We start from the raw sequence: 23,194 nt of genomic DNA, 5'->3' as shown, positions 1-23,194 counted from the left end.
GGGTGGTCAGGGGTGGGGGCGTCCAGCGTCTTGTGATCATGCGCTGACCAGGTGTCATTTATGGACAGTTATCGCGTTCCATTTAGGAAAGTCATCGCGACGCGCCCACCGTTGGCCTTACCTTGTCGATCGCCAACTGACACGAACCTCAGAGGAGGGTCATGTTCACCCAGCATCGACGGGTGGGATTCACCGCGGTGATCGCCGTCGCCCTGTCACTCGGCACGGCGTCCGCGGCGGCGTCCGCCCATTCCTTACCCGTGCGCTCCTTACCCGCGCACACGTCGTCGACCGCGTTATCCGCCAAGACCGCCGCCATGGCGGAAACGGTCACCATCCCCGCCACGGACGACCTGTTCGTCAGCCAGGCCGAGCCCTCCAAGAGCTTCGGCACCGCGACGTGGATGTCCGTCTGCGGCGCCACCTGCGGCGGCAAGACCTCCGCGCAGCGGCTCGCGCTCGCCCGCTTCAAGGTCTCCGGCATCCCCGCCGACGCCACGAACGTCAAGGCCACCCTTGAGGTCACCTCCGCCAGGACGACGAGCACGAAGGTGTCCGCCCGCACGGTCACCGGCGACTGGACGGAGAGCGGGACCACCTGGAAGGACCGGCCGGAGACCGGCGGCGTGATCGCCTCACGCAGCGGCTTCACCGAAGGCCGCAAGGCCGAGCTGGACGTCTCGTCCGCCGTCACCGGCAACGGCGCCTACTCCTTCGCCCTCACCGGGACCGACGAGACGACGACGGTCCTGTTCTCCTCGCGCGAGACGGGCGACCGCGGTCCCAAGCTGACCGTCACCTACACCACCGGCACGTCCGCGCCCTGCGCCGCGCTGCCCTTCGACAAGCCCTCGGTCTCCGCGCTGCGCTCCTCCGCCAAGAAGGCGTTCGGGTTCTACTTCCCGCCCTTCCCCCTGTCGATCGACAACAAGGACCCCGCGAAGGACCAGTACGCCTCCTGGCTCGACCCCGACGGCTCCGGCGGCACCTACAAGGACCGGGGCGGCCTGCACAGGGACCGTCCGCTGACCCGCCCCGTACGGCCCGAGTCGCACTGGCGCAGGCTCGACTTCGAGGTGGAGGTGCGCCAGGCCATCGCGCAGGGCCTCGACGGGTTCATCTACGAGCACCACACCTCCAGCGACCAGCGCTGGAACCACCTGCCCGAGCTGCTGGACGCGGCCAGGAACGTGGACCCCGGCTTCAAGATCATGCTCAGCCCGGACTTCCCGACGGAGGAGGGCGCGTCCGTCTCGAAGGTGGTTTCCGACGTCCTGCTGGTCAAGGGCCATCCGTCGCTGTACACGCAGCCGGACGGCAGCGTGCTGCTCGCGCCGTACCACGGCGACCGCCAGCCGCCCGCCTGGTGGCAGAAGGTACGCGACCAGCTGTCCGCCAAGGGCATGAAGACCTCGCTGCTGATGATGTTCAACTACTGGAACGGCAGCGGTAAGACCCAGTGGGACGACCACGTCGTCGGCTACTCCTCCTGGGGAGCCAACCGGCCCGAGGTGACGGACGCGTTCCGCCGCGCCTCCGAGGCCACCCACCAGCGCGGCCTGACGTACATGGCCCCGATCGGGTTCGAGGACACCAGGTCCAAGGAGCTGCACTACTGGGAGGCGCAGAACAGCACCACCCTGCGCGGCTCGTGGAAGGCCGCGATCGACGGCAAGGCCGACTGGGTGCAGCTCGTCACCTGGAACGACTACGGCGAGTCGCAGCAGGCGCCCTCCAAGGTGCGCGGCAATGTGCTGGCCGACGTGAACACGTACTACACGACGTGGCTCAAGACGGGCAAGGCTCCCGCGATCGTCCGCGACGGCCTCTACTACTTCCACCGCAGCCACAAGGCCGGCGCACCGTACGACACGAGCAAGCAGACGGCCGGGAAGTTCACGATCCCGGCGGGTCCCGGACCGGTCGACGACGTTGAGTTGCTGGCCTTCGTCAAGGAGCCGGGCAAGCTGGTCATCAAGCAGGGCTCCGACGTGAAGACCAAGGAGGTCACCAGCGCGGGCGTGGTGTCCTTCAAGGCGCCGATGGTGCCGGGCACGACGCCGGTCTTCGAGCTCCAGCGTGACGGCGAGACCGTCCAGACTCTGAAGAGCAAGACGCCGATCAAGGCGAGCGTCACGTACCAGGACATGATCTACCACGCGGGCGGCGGCACCGCCTGCTCCGGCTAGGCACGCACGGCTGTCCTGGCGCGCAGCCGCGCCAGGACTACCGCCGCCGGACCTGCCCGGCCAGCTCCACCACGGCGTCGATGAGGTCCTGGCCGGCCAGCAGGGCCAGGTCGTTGTGCCCGGCGCCGGGCACCTCGACGGTCGTGACGGGGCCCGCCGCCGCCTTCGCGACGGCCCTGCTCAGCCGGGGCGGCACGATCGTGTCGGCCGTGCCCCACACGACCACGGTCGGCACTCGTACGTGCGCGACGTGCTCCGTGACCGGGAACCGGTCACGGAGCAGCGCCCTGACCGGCAGGAACGGATACGCCACCTGTCCCGCGGCGGCCAGGTCGGTGAACGGTGAACGCAGCACCAGCCCCGCCGGCGGCCGCTCGCCCGCCAGCCGGCTCGCCACCGCCGCGCCCAGGCTCTCACCGAAGTAGACGACCCGCGTCTCGCCCAGGAAAGCCCGAGCCGCGAGCAGGTCGAGGTGCAGGCCCTCCTCCGTGGGCGTGCCCGGGTTGCCGCCGTAGCCGCGGTAGTCCACGAGCAGCACCGGCAGCCCGTACGCCGCCAGCGACCTGGCCAGCGGCGCCCGGTGCAGCCGGTTGCCCGCGTTGCCGCCGGCGACCAGCACGGTCACGTCGTGGTCGCCGGGCACGTACCAGGCTCCCAGCCTCAGCCCGTCGCGCGTCGTGAACGAGACGTCGCGCGCCCCGGGGATCACCTGGCCCGCGGACGGCACCCGCGTGCCGTCCGGCAGGTAGATGAGCCGCCGCTGGAAGATCCAGAGCAGCCCGAGCAGCAGGATCAGCACCGCGACGATCACCAGAGCGGTGCGCGCCATCGTCGTCACCCTGCCCACGGTACGCACCGGGCGCCGGGTCAGGCGATCGCGCCCGCCTGCACGACGTGGCGGATGTGGGCCGGGTCGGCCAGCACGCCGGCGTCGGCGAGCGGGTCGGCGTCGAGCACCAGCAGGTCGGCGTGCGCGCCCGCGGCCAGCGTGCCGATCTCGCCCGCCAGCCCGGCCAGCTCAGCCGCGACCGTCGTGGCCGAACGCAGCACGTCGATCGGCCGCTGCACCTCGCAGCGCAGCCGGAACTCGTGGTTCTGGTGCCGGTGCATGCCTCCGAGCAGGTCGGTGCCGTAGACCAGGCGCACGCCGCCGCGGGCGGCGCGCTCCAGCGCGGCCAGCCCCGCGCCGAGCACCTCGTCGACCTTGCGCAGGCTCCCCTCCGGCAGCCCGAACGAGCGGCCCTCCTCCTTGAGCGCCCAGTACGTCACCAGTGTCGGCACGAGGAAGGCGTCGTTCCGCAGGAACAGCTCCACGCTGTCGTCGTCGATCAGGTTGCCGTGCTCGATGGAGCGGATGCCCGCCTCCAGCGCCCGGTTGACGGCCCGCGCCGTGTAGGCGTGGGCGGCGACGTACCGGTTGGCGGCCTCGGCCTCCTCGACGGCGGCGCGCAGCTCGTCCATCGAGTACTGGGTCGAGTCGATCCTGTCGGTGGGGGAGGCCACGCCGCCGGAGGCCATGACCTTGATGTGGTGAGCGCCCTTGCGCAGCTCGTCGCGGGCGGCGGCGCGCACCGCGTCGGCGCCGTCGGCGACCCTGCCGAGGCCGGCACAGCACGGATGGTCGTCGTGCAGGTGCTCGCCCCGGCCGCGGAAGTCGGCGTGGCCGCCGGTCTGGCTCAGCCCTTTGCCGCAGAACAGCAGCCTGGGGCCGCGGATCAACCCCTCCGCCTGGGCGTCGGCGAGCCCGAAGTCCGCGCCGGACGCGTCGCGGACCGTGGTGAAGCCGCGGTCCAGCATGCCGCTCATGATGCGGGCGCTGTGCGCGGTTACGTACGACGGCGCCATGGAGCCGATGGAGCCGAGGTCGGCGGTGGAGGCGGTGACGTGCACGTGGGCGTCGATGAGACCGGGAATGACGTGCGCGCCCGCGAGGTCGAGCACGCGGGTGCCGTCGGGCGCGGTCAGCCCGTGGCCGGTCTCGGCGATGCGGCCGTCGGCGCAACGCAGGTCGGCCTCGGCGTACGTGCCGGTCGTCACGTCGAGCAGCAGGCCGTTGCGCAGCAGCAGGCTCATGCGCCACCTCCCTTGAGGGCCGCGCGCAGGGAGGGCACGGCGGAGGGGGCGAGCGACCGGGCGGCGGCCACCGACGCCTCGTCGTACCGGCCTTCGGCGTCGAGCAGGTTGAGCACGCCGATCACCCGGCCGTCGTCGGTCACGGGCACGTTGACGACCGCCCCGCACCCCAGGCTCTCGATCAGCTCGTGGTCGGCGAAGACCTCGCGTACGGCGGCCCGGTCCGCGCCGAGGTACGGCTGCCCGCCCTCGACGCACTGTGCCAGCCAGCCCTGGGCGACCTCCACGCTCTTCTCGCCCCCCACCGGGTAATGCTCGGGATGGCTGCTGTGAACGCGGCGCAGCGTGCGCCGCCCGGGGATCCAGGCGAGCACCGTGAACAGCCGCGCGCCCACCTCCCGCCGCGCGCTCTCCTCCAGCTCGGGGAATCCGTTCATGGGGTCGCCTCCTTGGCGGGTTCGGTCAGTTCTTCCAGCGACCGGCCGGCCGTGGCCAGCCCGAAGACCAGCACGCAGATCACCCCGGCCGCCAGCACCGCCGTGGTCAGGCCGAACACGCCGCCGAAGCCCAGGGTCGCGGCCGACAGGCCGATGATCGTGGGGGCGAGGATGCTGCCGACCCGCCCGAACGCGCTCGACAGCCCGGTGCCGGTGGCCCGGATCCAGGTGGGGAACACTTCGGGCGTGTAGGAGTAGACGCCCGCGTACGTGCCGTTGAGGAAGAACGACAACACCGCGCCGGCGAGCGTGATGGTGACGGGGGTCTCCATCTGCGACAACCAGAACGCGCTGACCGCCGCGCCGGAGAGGTAGAGCGCGATGGTGTTCTTGCGGTCGATCCGTTCCGACAACCAGGCCGCGGAGAAGTAGCCGGGGATCTGCGCCAGATAGATGATGATCGAGAACTCGAAGCTCTTGGTGACCGTGATGCCGCGCTGCACGAGCAGCGTGGGGATCCAGGAGAAGAACCCGTAGTACGAGAACGTGATCACGAACCACACCAGCCAGATGATCGCGGTGCGCCGGGCCATGGCCGGGCTCCACAGGAACCTGAGCGCGCTCCACAGGTTGACCTTGGGCGTCTGCGCGGAGGGCGCGGTGGCCGAGGCGGGCACCGGCGGTAGCGGCAGGCCGGTGGCGCGCTCGACGCGGCGCTCCAGGTCGGCGACGATCCTCTCGGCCTCGCCGGCGCGGCCCTGCTGGAGCAGGAAGCGCGGCGACTCGGGCAGTGAGCGCCGCCACCACAGCAGCATCACGATGGGCACCGCCGTGAGCACCTGCGCGACCCGCCAGCCCTCGTCGACCGTCGGCACCACGAACCGCCCGATCAGCGCGGCCAGCACGAACCCGAACGAGAAGAACCCGGCCAGCGCCCCGATGAACCACCCGCGCCGCTTGGCCGGCACGAACTCGGACAGGAACGGCGCGATGATCGCGCTCTCGGCCCCGGCGCCCGCTCCTGCCAGCACCCGCGCGCCGAGGAACACCTCGTAGTTGGGGGCGAACGCGGCGACCACCGAGAAGAAGGCGTAGAAGGCGAGCGCGTACATCATCACCTTCTTGCGGCCGATGCGGTCGCCGAGCAGGCCCGCGGCCGTCGCGCCGAAGAGGAAGCCGAACGGCGTGGCGGACCCGATGACGCCGAGCTGGCCGTTGGACAGTCCCCAGGCCTCCTGTGCGCTCGGCAGGAGGAACGCGACGACGGCGCTGTCCATGCCGTCGAAGGTGTAGCCGAGCCCGCCGATCAGCAGGAGGAGGTAGTGCGGGCGGCTCAGCGGGAGCCGGTCCAGGCGGGCCAACAAGGTCATGGGACAGGTCTCTCCCCAGGTCGTGGCCGAGGTAGGGCAGACGCGAAGCAACATATAGTGCGAAACGGAAGAATTGCAACACTCTTTGCACGGCGGCGGTGGTGCGAACACGTAGCATGATTTCCGGCGAGGAGAGGATCACGTGACAGAGCGCGCTACGGACAGCTTCGACGACTGGCTGCGCTCACGCCTGTCCGAGCGCGGGCTGCGCGGCAAAGCCGCCGCCGTGCTGGAGGTGCTGCTCTCGCAGCCGCGCCGGGCATCGTTCGGGTCGGCCAGCGAGCTGGCCCAGCTGGCCGGGGTCAACGTGGCGACCGTGACGCGCACGGCGCAGGCGCTCGGCTTCACCGGCTGGCCCGCGCTCCAGCAGGAGCTGCGCGCCCGCTACCTGTCCTCGCTCAGCGCCGGTCAGGTCGCCGCCGAGCACAGCGGCAACGGCTCGCCCAGCGCCCGGTCGCTCCGCCGCGACCTCGACAGCCTCGCGCTGCTCAACCGGCGCATGGACGAGGGGGTGCTGCTCACGATCGCCGAGGCCGTCGCCGCCGCCCGCCGCACGGTGGTCGTGGCCGACGGCAGCTACGCCGCCGTCGGGCTGGCGCTGGCGCACAACGCCCGCCTGGCGGGCTACCCCGTCACGGCCGTGACGCTGGGCGACGCCGAACTGGCCAACACCGTGGCCGCCCTCGGGCACGGCGACGTGCTGGTGGCGATCAGCTTCTGGCGGTTGTACGAGAGCACCGTGCTGGCGGCCAACGTGGCCCGCTCGCGTGGCGTGCGGGTGTTCGCGGTGACGGACGCGGCCAGCCCCGCCCTGGCCGAGGCGGCCGAGGAGGTGGTGATGGTGCCCGCCGAGGGAGAGGCGTTCTTCCCGTCGCTGACGGCCGGCATGGCGGTGGCGCAGGCGCTGGTCACCCAGCTCGCCGCCGTCGACCCCGCGCGTACGGGGGCCTCCATCGAGGCGGCGGAGGCCATGTGGGCCAGGTTCGGCCTCCTGCACCGCCGCCCCGTCGCGGGCGAGCACCCCTGACCGCTGCCGCACACCTCGCCCGCGTGGATCCTCCCTAGAGCCAGCTGGCGCGCACGCTGGTCGCCGGCTCGGCGCCGGGCGGGGTGCCGAGCTCGCCCGCGCGCACGCCGTCGAGCATCCGGCCGACCGTCTCCACGATCTCCGGCGCGCGCTCGCGAAGCCCGGCCACGTCGGCGGGGCTCGCCTCGTCACGGTCGGCCCCGGCCCGGTCGAGAACGTCTTCGAGGTCGGCGAGGCGTTCGGCCAGCCACTTCAGTGGCTCGGCGGACAACTCCCGCTCGAACACCCGCTCACCGGGCTCCCATCCGCTGGTGCCGGGGTGGTGGTGGGTGCGGTCGAAGCTGCCGGGCGTGCCGTCGACCGACTCCAGCAGGTCGACCCGCCAGATCGGCCGGTCGATGGTGATGGGCCTGGCGGAGTAGATCGACCCCTTCAGCTCGCCCGGTTCGAGACGGCGCACCTCCAGGCGCACGCCGTGCTCGGCGCTTTCCTGGCCTTTGGCGGGGTTGGGGTCGACGAAGTAGATGTCGCTCACGGCCACGCCGATCCGATCGAAGCCGAAGAGGTAGAGCACGGGGAACCACATCCTCACACTGGGGGCTCTCTGGTCACCGTACCCGCAGGGGGTGGAGGCTAGCCGTCCTCGAAGCTCAGGTGCTTCTCGGCCCACTCGGAGATCTGGTGCAGCGCGGGCATGAGCGCCTTGCCGCACTCGGTCAGCTCGTAGGAGACCGAGACGGGCGGGCCCGCGTCGACGGTGCGCGCGATCAGGCCCTCCTTGGTCAGCTCGGACAGCCGGTCTGACAGCACCGAGTCGCTGAGGCCGTCGATCGCCCGTGACAGCTCGCGGAACCCGGCGGGGCCGCTGCGCAGGCTGCCGAGCACGACGGCGCTCCATCGTTTGCCGAGAATCGTGAACGCGCGGGTCAGCGCGGCGTCGCTGCGGACGCACGCGTGAGTGTCATGCGTAGATGCCGTCCCCATGCCTCCAAACTAGCGCACGCAGTGCTGCTTTGATTTTCCTAGCAAGTATGTTTAGTGTAGCGACATCTCAATTCAGAGCAACTTTCGATCAAGGAGATGGTGATGGTGGAGAGCGCTGTTACGCGCCCGAACGTCGTGGTCCTCGGCGGTGGCTACGGCGGCCACAAGGTGGCCAAGCTGCTCGACGACGTGGCCGAGGTGACCCTCGTGGACCCGTCGGAGTCGTTCGTGCACAACGTGGCGTCATGGCGGGCGCTGGTCGAGCCGCAGTGGCTGGACCAGATCTTCATTCCCTACAGCCGCCTGCTGGTCCACGGGCGATACCTGCGTGATCGTGCCGTGGAGGCGGACGGCCGCCGGGTGGCGCTCGCCTCGGGCCGTGTCCTCGAACCCGACTATCTGGTCCTCGCGACGGGCACGTCGTACCCGTTCCCCGCCAAGATGGACGAGCCCGGCACCGAGGCGGCCAAGGCCCGGGTGCGGAACGCGCACGAGGCCCTGCGCGGCGCGGAGCGCGTGCTGCTGATCGGCGCCGGCCCGGCCGGTCTCGAACTCGCGGGGGAGATCAAGGCGTTCTTCCCCGGCAAGCACGTGACCGTCGCCGACGCGGCGCCCGACATCCTGCCGGGCCCGTTCGACCAGGAGCTCCGCGACGAGCTGCGCAAGCAGCTGGACGCGATCGGTATCGAGCTCAAGCTCGGAAGCAGGCTGCGCGAGCTCCCGGGGGCGCCTCCCGCCGCCGCCGCGCCCGTCGCCATCGCCACGGAGGTGGGGGAGAAGCTGACCGCCGACATCTGGTTCCGCTGCTTCGGCGCGACGCCGCGTACGGACTACCTGCGCGGCTCACTCGCGCTCGCCCGTGACGAGCGCGGATACGTGCGGGTGGACAAGCACCTGCGCGTCCGGGGCCACGAGCGGGTCTTCGCGATCGGCGACATCGCCGACGCCGACCGTGACATGGCGGCGTTCGCCGGCGCGCAGGGCGAGCTCCTGGCGGCGAACCTCCGTACGGCGATCACCGGTGAGGGTTCGCCGTCCGCCTACGAGAGGCACCCGGCCATGATCCTCGTCCCGCTCGGACCTGAGCGCGGCGCCGGGCAACTGCCCGGGCAGGACGGCATCGTCGGCCCCGAGACGGCCGCCGAGCTCAAGGGGCGCTCCATGCTGGTCGAGCGGGCCGCCGCCCTGTTCGACGCTCATCCCGCCTGACGCTCACCTCTCGCGGGAAAGCCCGCCGCCGTGACGCGCCACAACCCCCGGCGCGCGCCCGTCAGGGTTCGACGAGGCCGGCGCGGATGGCGTAGCGGGTCAGCTCCAGCCGGTCGCGCATGCCGAGCTTCTGCAGGATGTTCGCGCGGTGCCTGTCGACGGTCTTCACGCTGATGACCAGCGTCTCGGCGATGTCCTTCGCCGAGTTGCCCTCGGCGATCAGCTTGACGATCTCCTCCTCCCTGGGTGTCAGGATGCTCTCGGGCATGCGCTCACCCTCGCGGTCACGCTGCAGGTAGTCGCGGATGAGCGCGGTGACCGCGCCGGGGTAGAGGAACGGCTCGCCGCGCATCGTGGCCCGGCAGGCCTCCAGAAGGTCCTGGTCCGCGGCCGACTTGAGCACGTAGCCCGAGGCGCCGACCTTGAGCGCCTCGAAGAAGTACTGCTCGTTGTCGTACATCGACAGGATGAGGATGCGGATGCCGGGCGCGCGCCTGGAGATCTCGCGGGCCGCCTGCAGGCCCGTCATGCGCGGCATCGCGATGTCGAGAATGGCCAGGTCGACCGCGTCGTCCGAGGCCGCGGCGACCGCTTCGGCGCCGTCGGCGGCCTCGGCGACCACCTCCAGGTCGGGCTCGGCGTTGAGGATCAGCCGCAATCCCTGGCGGACCAGGGAGTGGTCGTCGGCCAGCAGGATCCGGGTCTTGTTCACGGGTGGAGGCTCCGATTCACGATGTCCGGGACGACCAGGCGCACGCACGTGCCCTCGCCTGGCGGGGAGTCGATGACGAGACGGGCGCCTATGAGCAGGGCCCGCTCGCGCATGCCCCGGATCCCGGCACCCTCCCGGGACACGCCTCCCCGGCCATTGTCGGTGATGCGCAGGGCCAGCCTGCGACCGTCCGTGGTCAGGGAGAGCTCGGCGCGGGTGGCAGCGGCGTGCCGGGCGATGTTCGTGAGGCTCTCCTGGGCGATCCGGTAGAGGACGAGCTCCACGTCAGCCCCCAGATCGGGTAGATCCGGATCGATCGTGCGGGTCACCCTGATGCCGCTCCTCTGTGAGAGGTCGCTGCTCAACGCGCTCAGCGCGGCGTGCAGGCCGAGGTCCTCCAGCACGCCGGGGCGCAGCCTGCGGGCGACCTGGCGCACCTCGTCGAGGCTGGCGCGTACGCTCTCCTGGACGTCGCGCAACTCGTCCTTGAGCCCGGAGGGGGCGCGGTCGACCACCCGCTTGAGTCCCAGCAGCACCACGGTCAGGCTCTGGCCTATCTCGTCGTGCAACTCGCGGGCGATGCGCTGACGCTCGCCCTCCTGGGCGGCCAGCGCGTGCGCGCTGCTCGCGCTGCGCTCGGCCTCCAGCCGGTCGAGCATCGCGTTGAACGTGTCGATCAGGTGGGCCAGGTCGCTGTTGCCGCTGCCGGCCAGCCGGTCGCCGGTGCGCAGCAGGTCGACCCGCTTCATGAGCGTGGTCAGCGCGTCGAGCGGCTCCAGGCTGCGACGCAGCAGCAACCCGTTGGCGGCCAGCATCAGCGTCAGCCCCACGAGCAGCACCGGCACCTCGGCCAGCACGACGGGCGACGACACGGTGGCCGGCGAGACCGCCAGCACCAGCGTCCCCACCGCGTACACCAGCCCGTTGATCACGAAAAGCCGTCGGAACAGCGCCTGCGCAGGCGGGCGCGGCGTGGCCATGGCCGCCTGCCGGTCGGTACGCTCGGTCATCTTCCCAGCCTCGCAGTGACGAGGCTCGGCTCGGCGTGGTGGTCCATCTCACCAGCCTGCTTGTCTCCTGGGGCCACTGTCCATCCGGCCCGCCTACCAATTGTCACTCCCGGTGCTACACGTTCTGCCCCGGCGCATATGGGTGCCAGACCCGATGGTGACGAGAACGGCCCGGCGACAAAACTGAGGTGAAGCCGGATTGGAGTCAGCGATATGCACCACACCACGACCGGCATTGACGCCGTGACCCCGCCGGGACTGCCCGGTCGCGCCCCCGAACGGGAAGATGCCATGCGAGCCAGCGCCATCGCCGTGAACCTGCCGACCGTAACGGTCCGCGATCCGGTCACGAAAGCCGTGCGGCTCATGGCGCTGGCCCGGATGCCCGGTCTGATCGTCGTCGACGACGCTGGGCGGCCTCGGAGCGTGCTCCCCGGCACACAGGTGTTGCGGCTGATGGTTCCTGGGGCGTACCAGGAGGACCCCGCGCTCTGCCGGACGGTGGACGAGGCCCACGCCGACCTGTTCTGGGGAGAACTCGGCGACCTGACGGTGGGCGACTGCCTGCCGGTGCGTCCGGCCGTGCCCGCGACCGTGCCGCAAAACTCCACGCTGCTCGAGGTGGCCGCCCTCATGGCCAGGTTGCGCAGCCCGATCATCGCCGTCGTCGCAGCCGACCGCACGCTCACGGGGGCCATCACCCTGGAGCGGCTGCTCACCAGCCTCGCACTCTCCGACCCGGACGACTGACAGCCCGAACCATCCGACCTTCTCCATCGGGCGTGTGCCACAGGCCACGTCCCGCTGTCGCGTGCTCACGTTTCGTGTTCAACCCTCGGAGGCACACACCATGTTCTGCCAGCACTCCTTGACACCGTCATGTCAGGCGCCAGAAACAACCGCCTGCGACCAGGCCGTGCCGCCAGGGCATGACGGATGAGCGCCTTCTTCGCGCTCGGGATCTTCACGGTGGCGTACTTCTTCATCGCCACCGAGAAGGTCGACAAAGTCAAGGTGGTGCTCATCGCCGCCGGGCTGATGGCCGTGACCGGCCTCATCCCCGGCGCCGGCGTGTTCTTCTCCGAGCACGAGGGCATCGACTGGAACGTCATCTTCCTGTTGTTCGGCATGATGATCATCGTTGGGATCATCAAGCAGACGGGGCTGTTCGACTATCTCGGGATCTGGGCCGCCAAGCGGTCGCGCGGCCGGCCCTACCGGCTCATGGTCATGCTGATGGTCATCACCGCGGTGGCCTCGCCCTTCCTCGACAACGTCACCACGATCATGCTGGTCGCGCCGGTCACCGTGGTGGTGTGCAACCGGCTGCACATCCCCGCGCAGCCGTACATCATCGCGGAGGTCCTCGCGTCCAACATCGGTGGCGCGGCGACGCTCATCGGTGATCCGCCCAACATCATCATCGGCAGCCGCGCCGGCCTGACCTTCAACGACTTCCTCGTGCACATGGCGCCCATCGTGGTGATCACCTTTGCGGTGTTCGTGCTGTTCACGCGGGTGTTGTTCCGCAAGTCGTTCCAGTACAACGAGGAGCACGTCGCCGAGGTCATGGCGCTGCAGGAGCGGCGGGCCATCACCGACCCCCGGCTGCTCGCCCGGTGCATGGCGGTGCTCGCCGCCGTCGTGGTCGCGTTCGGGCTGCACGCCGTGGTGCACATCGAGCCGTCGATCGTCGCCCTGGTGGGCGCCGGGGTGATGCTGCTGGTGTCCCGCTCGAACGTGCACGACGTGCTGAGCGAGGTCGAGTGGCCCACGCTGGTGTTCTTCATGGGCCTGTTCGTCATGGTCGCGGGCCTCGTCCACACGGGCGTGATCGAGTCGATCGGCACCTGGGCCGTGGGCGTGCTGGGCGACAACTACTTCCTCGCCGCCACGTCGCTGCTGTTCGGCTCCAGCGCCCTGGGCGCCTTCTTCGACAACATCCCGTACGTCGCCACGATGGCGCCCATCGTGGAGGGCGTCGTCGCGCAGGTGCCCGACCCGGCGACCGGCCAGGCCCTGTGGTGGGCGTTCGCCCTCGGCGCCGACTTCGGCGGCAACGGCACCGCCGTCGCCGCCAGCGCCAACGTGGTCGCCATCGGGATCGCCGCCCGCACCGGACACAAGATCAGTTTCTGGCAGTTCACCCGGTACGGCATCGTCGTCACCATCCTCAGCACAGCGATGGCATGGCTGTACGTCTGGCTGCGCTACTTCTCCTGAGCCCGCCCCTGAGGCGGGTCCAGGGTGAAATCAGGGACGATCACTGATGGGCCGGCCAGGCGAGAAGGGGCATCGTGATCCTCATGAACCCCGCGAACCGCCTGGCCCAGGCCTCCTTCACCGCCGGGCCGGCCGCCCTGCTCGGCGGCTGGCTCCTCATGCGTCCCATCGACGGCGACCTCGTGCCCGGCCCGTGGTGGACGGCCGCGCACGCGGTCTGGCTGGCCGGTTTCGTGATGTTCGGCGTCATGACGGCGGCGTTGCGGGGCGTGGCCGGGCCCGTGACGGGCGGGTGGCGGGTGGCGGTGGACGCGGCCGTGGGAGCGGCCATGATCGGCGTCGCCGCCAACGTCGTCCAGCTGGCCATCGACCTGTACGCCGGCTTCACGGCTGTGGACGGCGCCGCCATGCGGGCGCTGTTCGGGCGGGTGAAGGGGTATCCCGGGGTGGAGACGCTGGTCTACTCGGCGGGCGCGCACCTGTTCTTCGCCGCCCTCGTGGCGCTGGCCCTCATCCTGGCCGCGCTGCGCCGCGTCACCTTCGTGGGGGCCGGCGTCACCGTCGTCGGGGTGGCCGTGATGGCGGTGGCGACGTTCCAGACGGGCCGGGACGCGGCGCTGGTGGCGGTGGGCATGGCGCTCATCTGGCTCGGCGTGCTGCTCCTCGGCCGCGGTCCCGACGCCGGTCCTTCCCTCGGCTCCTCCGCGGGCATCGGGACGAACTCCGCCGGGATCGCCGGGCCGCAGGCGCCCTGAAAGCCACGGCGTCACCAGCAGGCCTCATGAGCAGGCGGGTCCCGCTCATGAGGCCGTCGTCAGACGCGCCGGCCGTTGACCCACACGTTGCGCAGCACCAGGCCGGTCACGTCGGTCACCACGTCGTCCTCCGCCATCTCCTCGAACACGCTGCTCGTCACCCGCAGCCCCCGGACCGGGTTGCCGGGGTTGCCGATGAGCGCGAACGCCCTCGGCGCCCGCCCGGCCCGCAGCCGCCGGATGTCGATCCGGCCCACGTCGGGGAAGTAGGGGCCGGTGTGCTTGTTCTCGTAGTTGAGCGCCACCTCGATGACCGCGTCGGCCGCCTGCTCCACGGTGACGTCCTTGACGTAGACGTCCCTGACGTACCCGCCGCGCTCGGGGTTGGTCTTGACGCGCACCGCCCGTTCCAGGCGGGGGCTGCTCATCGTGCAGTTCCACGCGAACACCCAGCTCACGCCGCCGGTGGTCTCGCTGCCGATGGTCACCCCGCCGTTGCCGTCGCGCATCACGCACGAGTCCACGAGCACGTTCGCGGACGGCGCGTCCAGCCTTCGGCCGTCGGCGTTCTTGCCTGCCTTGATCGCCACGCAGTCGTCGCCCGTGTTGAACTCGCACCGCTCGATGAGCACGTCCACGCACGACTCGGGGTCGCAGCCGTCGTTGTTCGGGCCGTGCGGGCTGTCCACGGTGACGCGGCGGACGGTCACGTTCGTGCACAGGACCGGGTGGATGTTCCACATGGGGGAGTCCTTGACGGTGACGCCCTCGATGAGCACGTTGCGGCACTCGTACAGCTGGATCAGGTTGGGCCGCAGGTGGTGTCCCTCACCGAACACCCGCTCCTCGACGGGCACGCCCTCCTCGGCCATGCTCGCGAGCAGCTTCTTGTCCGGGCCCTCCGTGGGGGGAGGGTCGCTCGACCAGTCCCACCAGTGCCCGGCGTCGGCCTGGCCGTCGATGACGCCGTCGCCGGTGATCGCCACGTTGGTCCTGCCGCGGGCGTAGACGAACGGGGAGTAGTTCATCAGCTCGATGCCCTCGTACCGGGTGTGCACGACGGGCAGGTAGTCGGCCGGGTCGCGGCTGAACCTGATCGTGGCCCCGGCCTCCAGATGCAGTTCGACGTCGTCGGCCAGGTGGATCGCCCCCGTCAGGTACGTGCCCGCCGGCACCAGCACCCGCCCGCCGCCGGCCGCCGAGCAGGCCGCGATCGCGTCGCGGAAGGCCTGGGTGCACATGGTGCTCCCGTCGCCGGCGGCCCCGTGATCGGTGATCGGGAAGGTGCGGTGGGGGAAGCGCGGCGCTCTGATGCGCCGCCTGATCCGCGGCACCCGGCTCCACGCCGCTGCGGCGTCCGCGTCCGCGCGGCCCGCCACCCCGGTGTCCGCACCGCCGGCCACCCTGGCCTCCGCCCGGCCGGCCACCCCGGCGGCCAGAACGCCGCCCACGGCGCCGGCCAGCAGCCTTCTGCGTAACTGGTCCATCGATGTCCTCCGTCTGCGATCGGGGTCTCAGCCCTTGACTCCGGTCAGCGTGATGCCCTGGGTGAACGTTCGCCTGCTGATCCTCATCGTTCTTCCCTCAACCGCGGGCCATCGAGATGCCCCGCCTCTCCACCTGGGTGTGCTCGCCGACCTGGTACGGCGCGCAGCGCCGCACCGCCGTGTAGAAGTGGTGGGGTCTGCCGTCCCGCGAGACGACCGCGGGCTTGTGCGCGTACGTGTCGTCCACCGACCCCGGCGGCCCCACGTCGACGAGGATCTCGCCGCTCTTGCGCCAGGTGCGCAGGTCACGGGAGACCGCGTAGCTCTCGCGGGCGTGCCCGTCGAAGGAGAGCCCGAAGTAGAACATCACCCACCAGTCGCCGTCGCGCAGCACGCAAGGGTCGGAGGCGAACCGTTCGTCGAACGTCCCCTCGCCGCCGTGCGGCACGACCGGGCCGGGGCAGGGCCGCTCCCAGCGTTCGAGGTCGGGGGAGACGGCGTAGCCGATCTGCTCGCGCCAGCCGTCGTAGGTGCGGTTCTTGGCGTTGTAGAAGCAGTAGTAGAGGCCGTCGTGGCGCAGCAGCCACGACTTGTACAGGCCGCCGCGCTCCCAGGCGCCGCCGTCCTGCGGGCGCAGCACCGAGCCGGTGTCCTCCCAGGTCTGCAGGTCGTCGCTGGAGAGGAAGCCGACGACGCCTGCGCCCACTTCCATGCCCGACTCCGGGTAGGCGTGGTAGGTGGCGTACGCCCGGCCGTCCAGCCAGGTCACCTGACCCGCGGATCCGAGCCGGTTGTCGCGCACGATCGACGTGAGCGCCGCGTTGTAGCGCCGGTGGGGGTGGCCCGGGTCGCGCGGCAGGATCAGTTCGCCGGGGCTCCACGACTCCAGGTCCGGTGAGCGGCTCAGCGCGGTCTGGTAGCCCGTGCCGTCGAAGCCGACGTACGTCATCAGGTAGTCGCCGCCGTCGGAGCAGACGAACGGGCAGTCCACGAAGAGGCTGTCGAAGCGGCCGGGCTTTCGCGACGGCTCCACCAACAGCCGCCCGGCCTTGTGCGGGGTCCGGACCCGCGCCGGGTCGTACGCGCTCTCCGGCCCGCCCGCCGGCCCGCTCATCGGCCCGCCTCGAACGTCCAGTGCCCGGCGGGCACGTCGAAGGCGCGCTCGCCGAGCACGACGGCCCCTTCAGGGGCGGCGTGCGGGCGCAGGCCGAGGTCCGGCAGCCGCACCTCGGCCGACGAGCCGGGCGGGACCTCCACGTCGAGCGCGAACCCGCCGTCGCGCCGCTCCCACGACACCGCGACCCTCCCGTACGGCGTCGTGGTGCCCGCCCGCACCGCCTCCAGGCCGCCGGGCGCGGCGGGCTCGATCAGCAGCCTGCGGAAGCCGGTGGAGCCCGGGGCCTGCCCGATGCCGCCGAGCCCCCGGTAGAACCAGGAGTCGATCGCGCCGAGCATGTAGTGGTTCTGCGACAGCCCGCGCGTCGGACCGTCCCACGCCTCGGTGAGCGCCGTGGCGCCGTGCCTGACCTGGTAGCCGTAGCTCGGGTTGCCGGTCGAGACGGCGAACTGCCACAGCGCGTCGTGCCGTCCCGCGCGGGACAACACCCGGAACAGCGCGGGCAGCACGACCTCGCCGACCGTGATGCCGCCGCCGCGCACGGCCTCGCTCACCCGGTCGAGCACGTGGGACACGAGGTCGCCGGGTACGACGCCCATGTCGAGCGCCAGGATCTCCGACGCCTGCGTGCCCTCGCCGGACCCGCCGGAGCCGCCGGAGAACGCCCTGGGGAACGTGCCCGTGAACGCCGCCGAGATGTGCTCCGTCAGCGCGCCGTACCGTGCGGCGTCGTCGTCGCGGCCGAGCACGCCTGCGACCCGCGCCATCGTGCGCGCGGCCCGCCAGTAGCCCCACGTCGACACCAGCGGCACGGGCGTGGCCGGGTCGGGGGCGAGCCAGTCGCCGAGCCCGTGGCCGAGTACGCCGTCCTCCGCCCGCCCGGTGAGGTAGTCCACGTAGCGGCGCATCCCGTCGTAGTGCCGCTCCATCGCGGAGGTGTCGCCGTACCAGCGGTAGAGCTGCCACGGCAGGCGCACCAGCGCGCCGCCCCAGTTGGGGTCGTCCCTGAAGGGGCCGTCGAACACGACGTACTCGGGCGCGATGTCCGGCACCAGCCCGTCCGGGGTCTGCGCCTCGGCCATCGTGACCAGCAGCTCGCGGTAGTAGGCGGCGACGTCGTAGTTGTAGGCCACGACGTCGAAGAGCAGGTGGGTCTGCTCCAGCCAGCCCAGCTTCTCCCGGTGCGGGCAGTCGGTCAGGACGCTGTACATGTTGCCGCGCACCGCACGGTCGATGATCTTGTGGATGTCGTTCACCAGCGGGTCGGATGTCTCGAACACCCCGGTGGGCGTGTTGTCCGCGCGCAGCACGAGCGCCGTCACAGCCTCGGGGCCGACGTGCTCGGGCAGGCCCTGCACCTCGACGTAGCGGAAGCCGTCGTAGCGGAAGCTCGGATGCCAGGTCTGCGGGCCTTCCTTGGTGACGTACGTGTTGAAGATCGGAGCGCCCGTCGTGGGCTTCGACTGGATGACGCGGCCGAAGTCGTCGAGCTGGTCGCCGGGCAGCAGCCGCAGGTAGCGCCCTGCCGGGAGGTCGAGCCGGAGTTCGGCCCAGCCGGCGACGACCGTGCCGACGTCGAACACCGCCGTGCCGTCCTTGGCGACCAGCTTCTCGACGGCGGGCAGCGTCTCCGTGACCCGGATGGGCGGGCAGGCGCGCGCCCGGAGCGCGACGGCCGGGGCGTCCGGCACGGTCACCGGCCGCCAGCCCGAGCGGTCCGCGCCTGGGGCGTCCCACCCGTCGACGGCCAGGCGGGCGTCGTGGTCCTCGCCGCCGAACCAGTGCGAGCGCGTCGTGGGGCCGTCGGTGGCCAGCCAGCCGGGCCCGGTGCCGAACGTGCGCGACGAGCCGTCGGTGTGAGTGACCTCAAGCTGCGCGATCGCCTTCGGCGCGCCCTTCGAGCCGTAGAACTTCATGTAGCGGTCCTGGTGCGGGTACACGTGCGCGATGCCGGGGCCGAGCGTGATCCCGACCGCGTTCGCGCCCTCGCGCAGCAGCGCCGTCACGTCGTGCGTCGCGTACGCCACCCGCCGGGTGAAGTCGGTGTACGCCGGCTCCAGCACGGCGTCCGTCACCGGCCGACCGTTCACCGACGCCACGTAGACGCCCATCCCCGCGACGTGCAGCCGGGCCCGCGCGACCGGACCCGTCACGGTGAACTCGCCGGCCAGCAGCGGCAGCGCGAGGCCCTCGCCGGCGCGCGGGGCGCCGGGAGCGTGCCAGCCGGGGTGGGTGATCCAGGAGGCCGTCCAGTCGCCGGCGTTGAGCAGGCCCATCTCGAACCGCGCGCCCCGGCTCCACGCGGACCACGCGCCGCCGGCGTCGCGGATGCGTACCCGCCAGTGCACGACGGCCCGGCTCGCCGGCGGGGCCCCGCCGTACGTCACGCGCTGCTCCGCGGACTCGACCTCGCCGCTGTCCCACAGGTCGGCGGCGCCCTCGGCGGAGCCCGCCTGCAGGTGGTAGCCGGTCTGCGCGAGCGCGCCGGTCAGCCGCCAGCTCAGACGGGGGCTGGTGGTCTCGATGCCGAGGGGGTCGGTCAGGTCGCACGTTCGCAGGTTGCTCACCAAGACAGGGACTCCTCAGGTGATTCTGATCATGTACGCGGCCGTGGTGGGCCGCTCGGGCGGCAGGTCGGCGTAGAGCGCCTCGGGGGCCAGCCGCCAGCCGACGGGGCCGTGGCCGAGCAGCTCGACGGCGGCGGGGCGACGCTCCAGCAGGCCCGCGGCGGCGCCCAGGCTCGCGATCCTGGCCGTGCGGTCCTGCGGCCAGGCCAGGAGGGTGGCGTACACGGCCTCGCCCTTGCGGGTGAAGCGGACGTCGTCCGGCCGGTACGCGCGCTCGGCCTCGTTGTACCCTTCGTACCCCTTGACCTCGCCCAGCCCCGTCGGGCCCTCGCCCGCGCGCAGCCAGGGCGTCGTGCCGTGGACGCCCTCGCCGCAGACCCGCAGCCAGTCGCCCACCTCGGCCAGCAGCGCGCGGGCGCGGGCGTCCACGGTGCCGTCGGCGTGCTGCGGGATGTTCAGCAGCAGGCAGCCGTTCTTGCTGACCACGTCGATCAGCGTGTGGATGATCTGCTGCGGGGTCTTGCGCGGGTGGAACATCGGGCCGTCGTCGGCGCAGTCGAACCACTCGCCGTCGCTGGTGTCGAACTGCCACGGATGGGGCTGGGCCTCGTCGAGCTGGCGGCGCTCGCAGTCGAGGACCACCGCGGTGCGGTCGGCCTCGGGCACGTCCTTGATCGTCACGATGCCGCCGGTCGGGCACGTGTCGTAGTAGCGGGCCAGCAGCTCCAGCCCGGCCGAGCTGACCGGCTCCGACTCCACCACGCTGCCCACGTCGAACGGCAGCCGGCCGTCGTCGAGGTAGACCAGGTCGGGACGGTAGCGGTCGAGCGCCTCGCCGACGCGAGCGTAGAAACGCTCGGCGACGTGCGCGGGCGGCCGGGCTCCCGGCTCGTGCCGCGGCGGGTAGAGGGTCGCCGGGTCGAGGCCCTCCCACCAGGTGCCGGCCCCGTCGGCCCTGGTCAGCGCCCCGTCGTACGGCTCGCCCGTCTCGGGGTCGCGGCCGTGCGCCACGTCGAGCCAGCGCCACGTCCAGTTGTGGTGGAAGCTGAGGCCGAACGGCAGCCCGGCCGCGCGGGCCGCCCGCTCCCACGCGCCCACGATGTCGCGCTTCGGGCCGACCCGGACGGCGGTCCAGTCGTGCTGCCGGGAGTCCCACAGGTCGAAGTTGTCGCAGTGGGTGGCCAGGGCGACGAAGTAGCGGGCGCCGCTGGAGACGTACAGGTCGATGAGCTCGTCGGGGTCGAAACGTTCGGCACGCCAGCGGCGGAACAGGTCCTTGGCCCCGCCCTTGCCGAAGTGGGCCCGGTGGTGCGCGTGCTGGCGGCCGGCCCGTACCCGCTCCCACGGCTCCGACCAGGGTTGCGTGCCGTAGAGGTGGCGGGCGTACCAGTCGCCCGAGCGGGCCACGGACTGAGGGCCCCAGTGCGACCAGATGCCGAACTTCGCCTCACCGAACCACGCCGGCACGCTGTGCCGGCGCAACGACCGCCAGTCCGGCTGGAAACCGCTCACGTGATCACCCGTACGTCGAAGGGGGCCAGCCGCAGCGGGCCCGGGCCGAGGGGCCGCCGCGGGCCGGTGATCTCGACGGCCGGCCGGGTCACGGTGGCCGCGTGCTCGCGGTCGGACCAGTTGTGCACGAACCAGAGGCGCTGCCCGCGCGCGTTCACCGCGGAGCGCACGGTGACCTGCGGCTGCCCGCCTGCGTCGACCAGCGCGGCAGAGGGCCGCCCGCGCGCCTCCGTGGCGTCCGGCACGGCGGCGGGTCGCCGATCCGCCTCGGCGGCTCGTGCGGCGACCCGGCGGAACAGCGCCGCCGCCAGTTCCCTGCCGGGCAGGGTGCCGACGTAGGTCACCGTGCCGCGCCCGACGCGGTGCTCGGTGACGGCGGGCCAGCGGCCGAAGTGGTGGTGGTCGTAGCGGGCCAGCACCTCGGCCCCCTCCGGCTCCAGCGCGTCCGCCCAGTGGCGGGCCCAGTGCCGATCATCGCCGTGCGTCCCGAGCCCGCGCACGGGGACGGGGCCGGGCAGCGTCGAGTACTCCAGGTAGCGCACCCCTGCCGCCTCGCGCAGCGGTCCCGGCGCGACCTCGGCCCGCGCCCGTGCCTCCTCGTCGGCGTACCCGGTGCGGAAGGTCAGCACCAGATGCCCGCCGTCGCGCGCGTACGCGGTCAGCGCGCCGGCCGTCGCGGCGGACAGGCAGTAGAGCGCGGGCGCCACCACGACGGGGAAGCGCCGGGCGCCGAACTGCTCCGGCGTCACGAAGCCCGCCTGCATCCCCGCGTCGCTCGCCCCCTGGTAGAACGCCGCGACGATGCGCTCGTAGGAGTCGCGGTCGGGGTCGCGTCCGTCGAGGGTGAGCGGCGGCTGGAACGCCAGCGCCCACCTGCTGTCGGGGGAGCAGACGAACCCGACCTCGGCGTCGGGGGTGAGCCCGGCCAGGTCGTCGCCCGCCCGGTCGAGCTCCGCGCCCAGCGCCGCGATCTCGTCGTGGATCCGGCCCGGCGTCATGGCGTGCCCGAGGATGCCGCCCCAGTACGTCTCGGCGCCGTCGTGCAACGTGTTCCAGTGCCAGTACGAGATCATCTCCGCGCCGCGCGCGACCAGCGCCCAGGCCGCCTGGCGCAGCTGGCCGTCGTAGGGGGTGAGGCTGAGCTGGGATCCGGCGATCGACGTCGCGTTCGTCTCGGTCACCCAGAAGCGGCGCTGCTTGGAGCCGTACATGCGGTCGGCCGCCCGGAACAGCGCGTCGGGACCGGAGGCGAACCAGCCGAGCTCGGCGGGCCGGTCCTCGGCGTCCCGGATCAGCGCGTCCTGCGCCAGGTAGTAGGCGTTCCCGCTGGTGACGGTCAGGTGCTCGGACAGCCGTACGTCGTCGAGGGCCGGCCGCTGGTAGGCCAGGCACGTGGTGAGGACGCGGTCGCCGGGCACCAGCTCGCGTACGAGCTCGGCCTGCCAGGCGATGAACCGGGTGGTCAGCTCGGCCTGGAAGCGCCGCCACGCGAGGTCGTACGACGGGGTGGTGTTGCCGTCGGGACGCCACAGTTCGGCCCAGTCGCCCAGTCGGTGCGACCAGTACGCCAGCCCCCACTCCTCGTTCAGCCGTCCGACGTCGCCGTACCGCTCGGCGAGCCAGGCCGTGAAGCGCTCGAAGACCGGCTCGTTGTGGATGAGGTGCAGCCCCGGCTCGTTGTCGAGCTGGATCCCGATGACGGCGGGGTGGCCGCCGTGGCGCCCGACGACGGCGCGGATGACGCGCTCGGCGTGGCGCAGGAAGACCGGCGAGGTGAAGTCGGCCTCCTGGCGCGCGCCCCAGGGGACGCGGGCCCCGCCGGCCCGCACGACGGCCAGCTCGGGGTGCTTGCGCTGCAGCCAGGGCGGGACGGCGTACGTCGGGGTGCCCAGGAGCACGCCGATGCCGCGCTCGTGGGCCGCGTCCAGGACGGGCGTCAGCCAGTCGAGGTCGAACTCGCCGTCGCGGGGCTCCCAGGTGGACCAGACGGACTCGCCGACGCGGATGGTGTCGATCTTCGCCTGGGCCATCAGGCCGAGATCGCGTTCGGGATCGGGGGAGCGCTGGTATTCGGGGTAGTAGGCGGTGCCGAACCGGATGCCGGGGCTGGGGGGCGGTGGCGTCATGGGCTCCCCGTGACGTGACGGACCTATGGCGATCTTAAAACGTTTTATCGGATGATATATCTATTCACGCCCCCATGTCAATGCACCGTGAGCGCTTCATGGCTGTCCCGTTTCCTGTGACGCCTGCTGGTGCGGTGGATCGCCCGAGGTGAGAGAGGGATGGTGTCGTGGGAACGCCGCGTATAGGGTTAAAACGTTTTGTCTCACCGGAGGGACGTTCGGATGGTCGACTTCCACGAGGACCCCGGGCCGGGCTCCGGGCGGCGGGCTCCGCGCGCGGACTTCGTCTCCGACGCGCCGCGCCTGACGCTCAACGGCCTGTGGCGCTTCCGCCTCTCGGACACCGCCGAGGGAACCGGGCCCACCCTGCCCGACCCGGCACTCGACGACAGCGGC

General features: G+C 71.8%; 19 protein-coding genes. 6 read left to right on the top strand and 13 right to left on the bottom strand.

Annotated elements, in window-relative coordinates:
- Positions 1 to 161: 161 nt before the first annotated feature.
- Positions 162 to 2,189, top strand: a complete 2,028-nt coding sequence (locus tag GUY59_RS29615; RefSeq protein ID WP_138207531.1) for an endo-1,3-alpha-glucanase family glycosylhydrolase — start codon at positions 162 to 164, stop codon at positions 2,187 to 2,189.
- A 37-nt stretch (positions 2,190 to 2,226) separates the two neighbouring features.
- Here GUY59_RS29615 and GUY59_RS29610 read toward each other — a convergent pair whose 3' ends face one another.
- Genes GUY59_RS29610 through GUY59_RS29595 form a run of 4 tightly spaced genes read right to left on the bottom strand, consistent with a single transcriptional unit; the run spans position 2,227 to position 6,069 of the window.
- On the bottom strand, positions 2,227 to 3,018 hold the full coding sequence (locus tag GUY59_RS29610) for an alpha/beta hydrolase (protein WP_138207537.1): 792 nt from the start codon (positions 3,016 to 3,018) through the stop codon (positions 2,227 to 2,229).
- Between the two features lie 38 nt (positions 3,019 to 3,056).
- Positions 3,057 to 4,262, bottom strand: a complete 1,206-nt coding sequence (locus GUY59_RS29605; RefSeq protein ID WP_138207529.1) for a metal-dependent hydrolase family protein — start codon at positions 4,260 to 4,262, stop codon at positions 3,057 to 3,059.
- Positions 4,259 to 4,699, bottom strand: a complete 441-nt coding sequence (locus GUY59_RS29600; protein WP_138207527.1) for a GAF domain-containing protein — start codon at positions 4,697 to 4,699, stop codon at positions 4,259 to 4,261. The genes GUY59_RS29605 and GUY59_RS29600 overlap by 4 nt, the downstream gene beginning before the upstream one ends.
- Positions 4,696 to 6,069, bottom strand: a complete 1,374-nt coding sequence (locus GUY59_RS29595) for an MFS transporter (protein WP_138207525.1) — start codon at positions 6,067 to 6,069, stop codon at positions 4,696 to 4,698. The genes GUY59_RS29600 and GUY59_RS29595 overlap by 4 nt, the downstream gene beginning before the upstream one ends.
- Positions 6,070 to 6,211: 142 nt before the next feature.
- On the opposite strand from GUY59_RS29595, the gene GUY59_RS29590 reads away from it, so the two are divergent.
- The gene (locus tag GUY59_RS29590) at positions 6,212 to 7,096 is read left to right on the top strand and encodes a MurR/RpiR family transcriptional regulator (RefSeq protein ID WP_132334571.1); all 885 of its coding nucleotides are present in this window, start codon (positions 6,212 to 6,214) and stop codon (positions 7,094 to 7,096) included.
- A gap of 34 nt (positions 7,097 to 7,130) precedes the next feature.
- On the opposite strand, the gene GUY59_RS29585 is transcribed toward GUY59_RS29590, so the two are convergent.
- On the bottom strand, positions 7,131 to 7,682 hold the full coding sequence (locus GUY59_RS29585) for a hypothetical protein (protein WP_201761498.1): 552 nt from the start codon (positions 7,680 to 7,682) through the stop codon (positions 7,131 to 7,133).
- Positions 7,683 to 7,729: 47 nt separating this feature from the next.
- The gene (locus GUY59_RS29580) at positions 7,730 to 8,080 is read right to left on the bottom strand and encodes a winged helix-turn-helix transcriptional regulator (protein ID WP_138207523.1); all 351 of its coding nucleotides are present in this window, start codon (positions 8,078 to 8,080) and stop codon (positions 7,730 to 7,732) included.
- Positions 8,081 to 8,182: 102 nt separating this feature from the next.
- On the opposite strand from GUY59_RS29580, the gene GUY59_RS29575 reads away from it, so the two are divergent.
- Positions 8,183 to 9,289: an NAD(P)/FAD-dependent oxidoreductase gene (locus GUY59_RS29575; protein ID WP_138207521.1), complete on the top strand. Its 1,107-nt coding sequence runs from the start codon at positions 8,183 to 8,185 to the stop codon at positions 9,287 to 9,289.
- 61 nt (positions 9,290 to 9,350) lie between these two features.
- On the opposite strand, the gene GUY59_RS29570 is transcribed toward GUY59_RS29575, so the two are convergent.
- Entirely contained in the window at positions 9,351 to 10,001 is a 651-nt protein-coding gene (locus GUY59_RS29570) for a response regulator (protein ID WP_138207519.1), read from the bottom strand.
- The gene (locus GUY59_RS29565; protein ID WP_201761494.1) at positions 9,998 to 11,011 is read right to left on the bottom strand and encodes a sensor histidine kinase; all 1,014 of its coding nucleotides are present in this window, start codon (positions 11,009 to 11,011) and stop codon (positions 9,998 to 10,000) included. Before GUY59_RS29565 ends, GUY59_RS29570 begins: the two co-directional genes overlap by 4 nt.
- 291 nt (positions 11,012 to 11,302) lie before the next feature.
- Here GUY59_RS29565 and GUY59_RS29560 point away from each other — a divergent pair, with 291 nt between their 5' ends.
- The 3 genes from GUY59_RS29560 to GUY59_RS29550 all read left to right on the top strand — a co-directional run bounded on the left by GUY59_RS29560 (position 11,303) and on the right by GUY59_RS29550 (position 13,989).
- A complete protein-coding gene (locus tag GUY59_RS29560) occupies positions 11,303 to 11,761 on the top strand; it encodes a CBS domain-containing protein (RefSeq protein ID WP_138207517.1) in 459 nt (152 codons plus the stop codon).
- A gap of 186 nt (positions 11,762 to 11,947) precedes the next feature.
- Complete coding sequence (locus GUY59_RS29555) at positions 11,948 to 13,234, top strand: ArsB/NhaD family transporter (protein WP_138207515.1); 1,287 nt, start codon at positions 11,948 to 11,950, stop codon at positions 13,232 to 13,234.
- 83 nt (positions 13,235 to 13,317) lie between these two features.
- Positions 13,318 to 13,989: a hypothetical protein gene (locus GUY59_RS29550; RefSeq protein WP_161714762.1), complete on the top strand. Its 672-nt coding sequence runs from the start codon at positions 13,318 to 13,320 to the stop codon at positions 13,987 to 13,989.
- Between the two features lie 59 nt (positions 13,990 to 14,048).
- Here GUY59_RS29550 and GUY59_RS29545 read toward each other — a convergent pair whose 3' ends face one another.
- The 5 genes from GUY59_RS29545 to GUY59_RS29525 all read right to left on the bottom strand — a co-directional run bounded on the left by GUY59_RS29545 (position 14,049) and on the right by GUY59_RS29525 (position 22,798).
- A complete protein-coding gene (locus GUY59_RS29545; RefSeq protein ID WP_201761493.1) occupies positions 14,049 to 15,476 on the bottom strand; it encodes a glycoside hydrolase family 28 protein in 1,428 nt (475 codons plus the stop codon).
- 97 nt (positions 15,477 to 15,573) lie between these two features.
- Positions 15,574 to 16,590 (bottom strand): hypothetical protein, encoded by a 1,017-nt coding sequence (locus GUY59_RS29540; protein ID WP_138208194.1) that lies wholly within the window; start codon positions 16,588 to 16,590, stop codon positions 15,574 to 15,576.
- Positions 16,587 to 19,160, bottom strand: a complete 2,574-nt coding sequence (locus GUY59_RS29535; protein ID WP_138208195.1) for a family 78 glycoside hydrolase catalytic domain — start codon at positions 19,158 to 19,160, stop codon at positions 16,587 to 16,589. Before GUY59_RS29535 ends, GUY59_RS29540 begins: the two co-directional genes overlap by 4 nt.
- A 15-nt stretch (positions 19,161 to 19,175) precedes the next feature.
- The gene (locus GUY59_RS29530; RefSeq protein ID WP_138208196.1) at positions 19,176 to 20,672 is read right to left on the bottom strand and encodes an alpha-L-fucosidase; all 1,497 of its coding nucleotides are present in this window, start codon (positions 20,670 to 20,672) and stop codon (positions 19,176 to 19,178) included.
- Positions 20,669 to 22,798 carry a beta-galactosidase gene (locus GUY59_RS29525; protein WP_138208197.1) on the bottom strand — a complete coding sequence of 710 codons (2,130 nt, stop codon included), beginning with the start codon at positions 22,796 to 22,798 and terminating at the stop codon, positions 20,669 to 20,671. Before GUY59_RS29525 ends, GUY59_RS29530 begins: the two co-directional genes overlap by 4 nt.
- Positions 22,799 to 23,194: the final 396 nt, after the last annotated feature.

Origin of the sequence: Nonomuraea sp. K271 (genome assembly GCF_009908215.1) — a bacterium.
GTDB classification, from domain to species: Bacteria; Actinomycetota; Actinomycetes; order Streptosporangiales; family Streptosporangiaceae; genus Nonomuraea; species Nonomuraea longispora.
The sequence above is the reverse complement of the archived record's forward strand: the minus strand, read 5'-3'. Positions and strand labels throughout refer to the sequence as shown.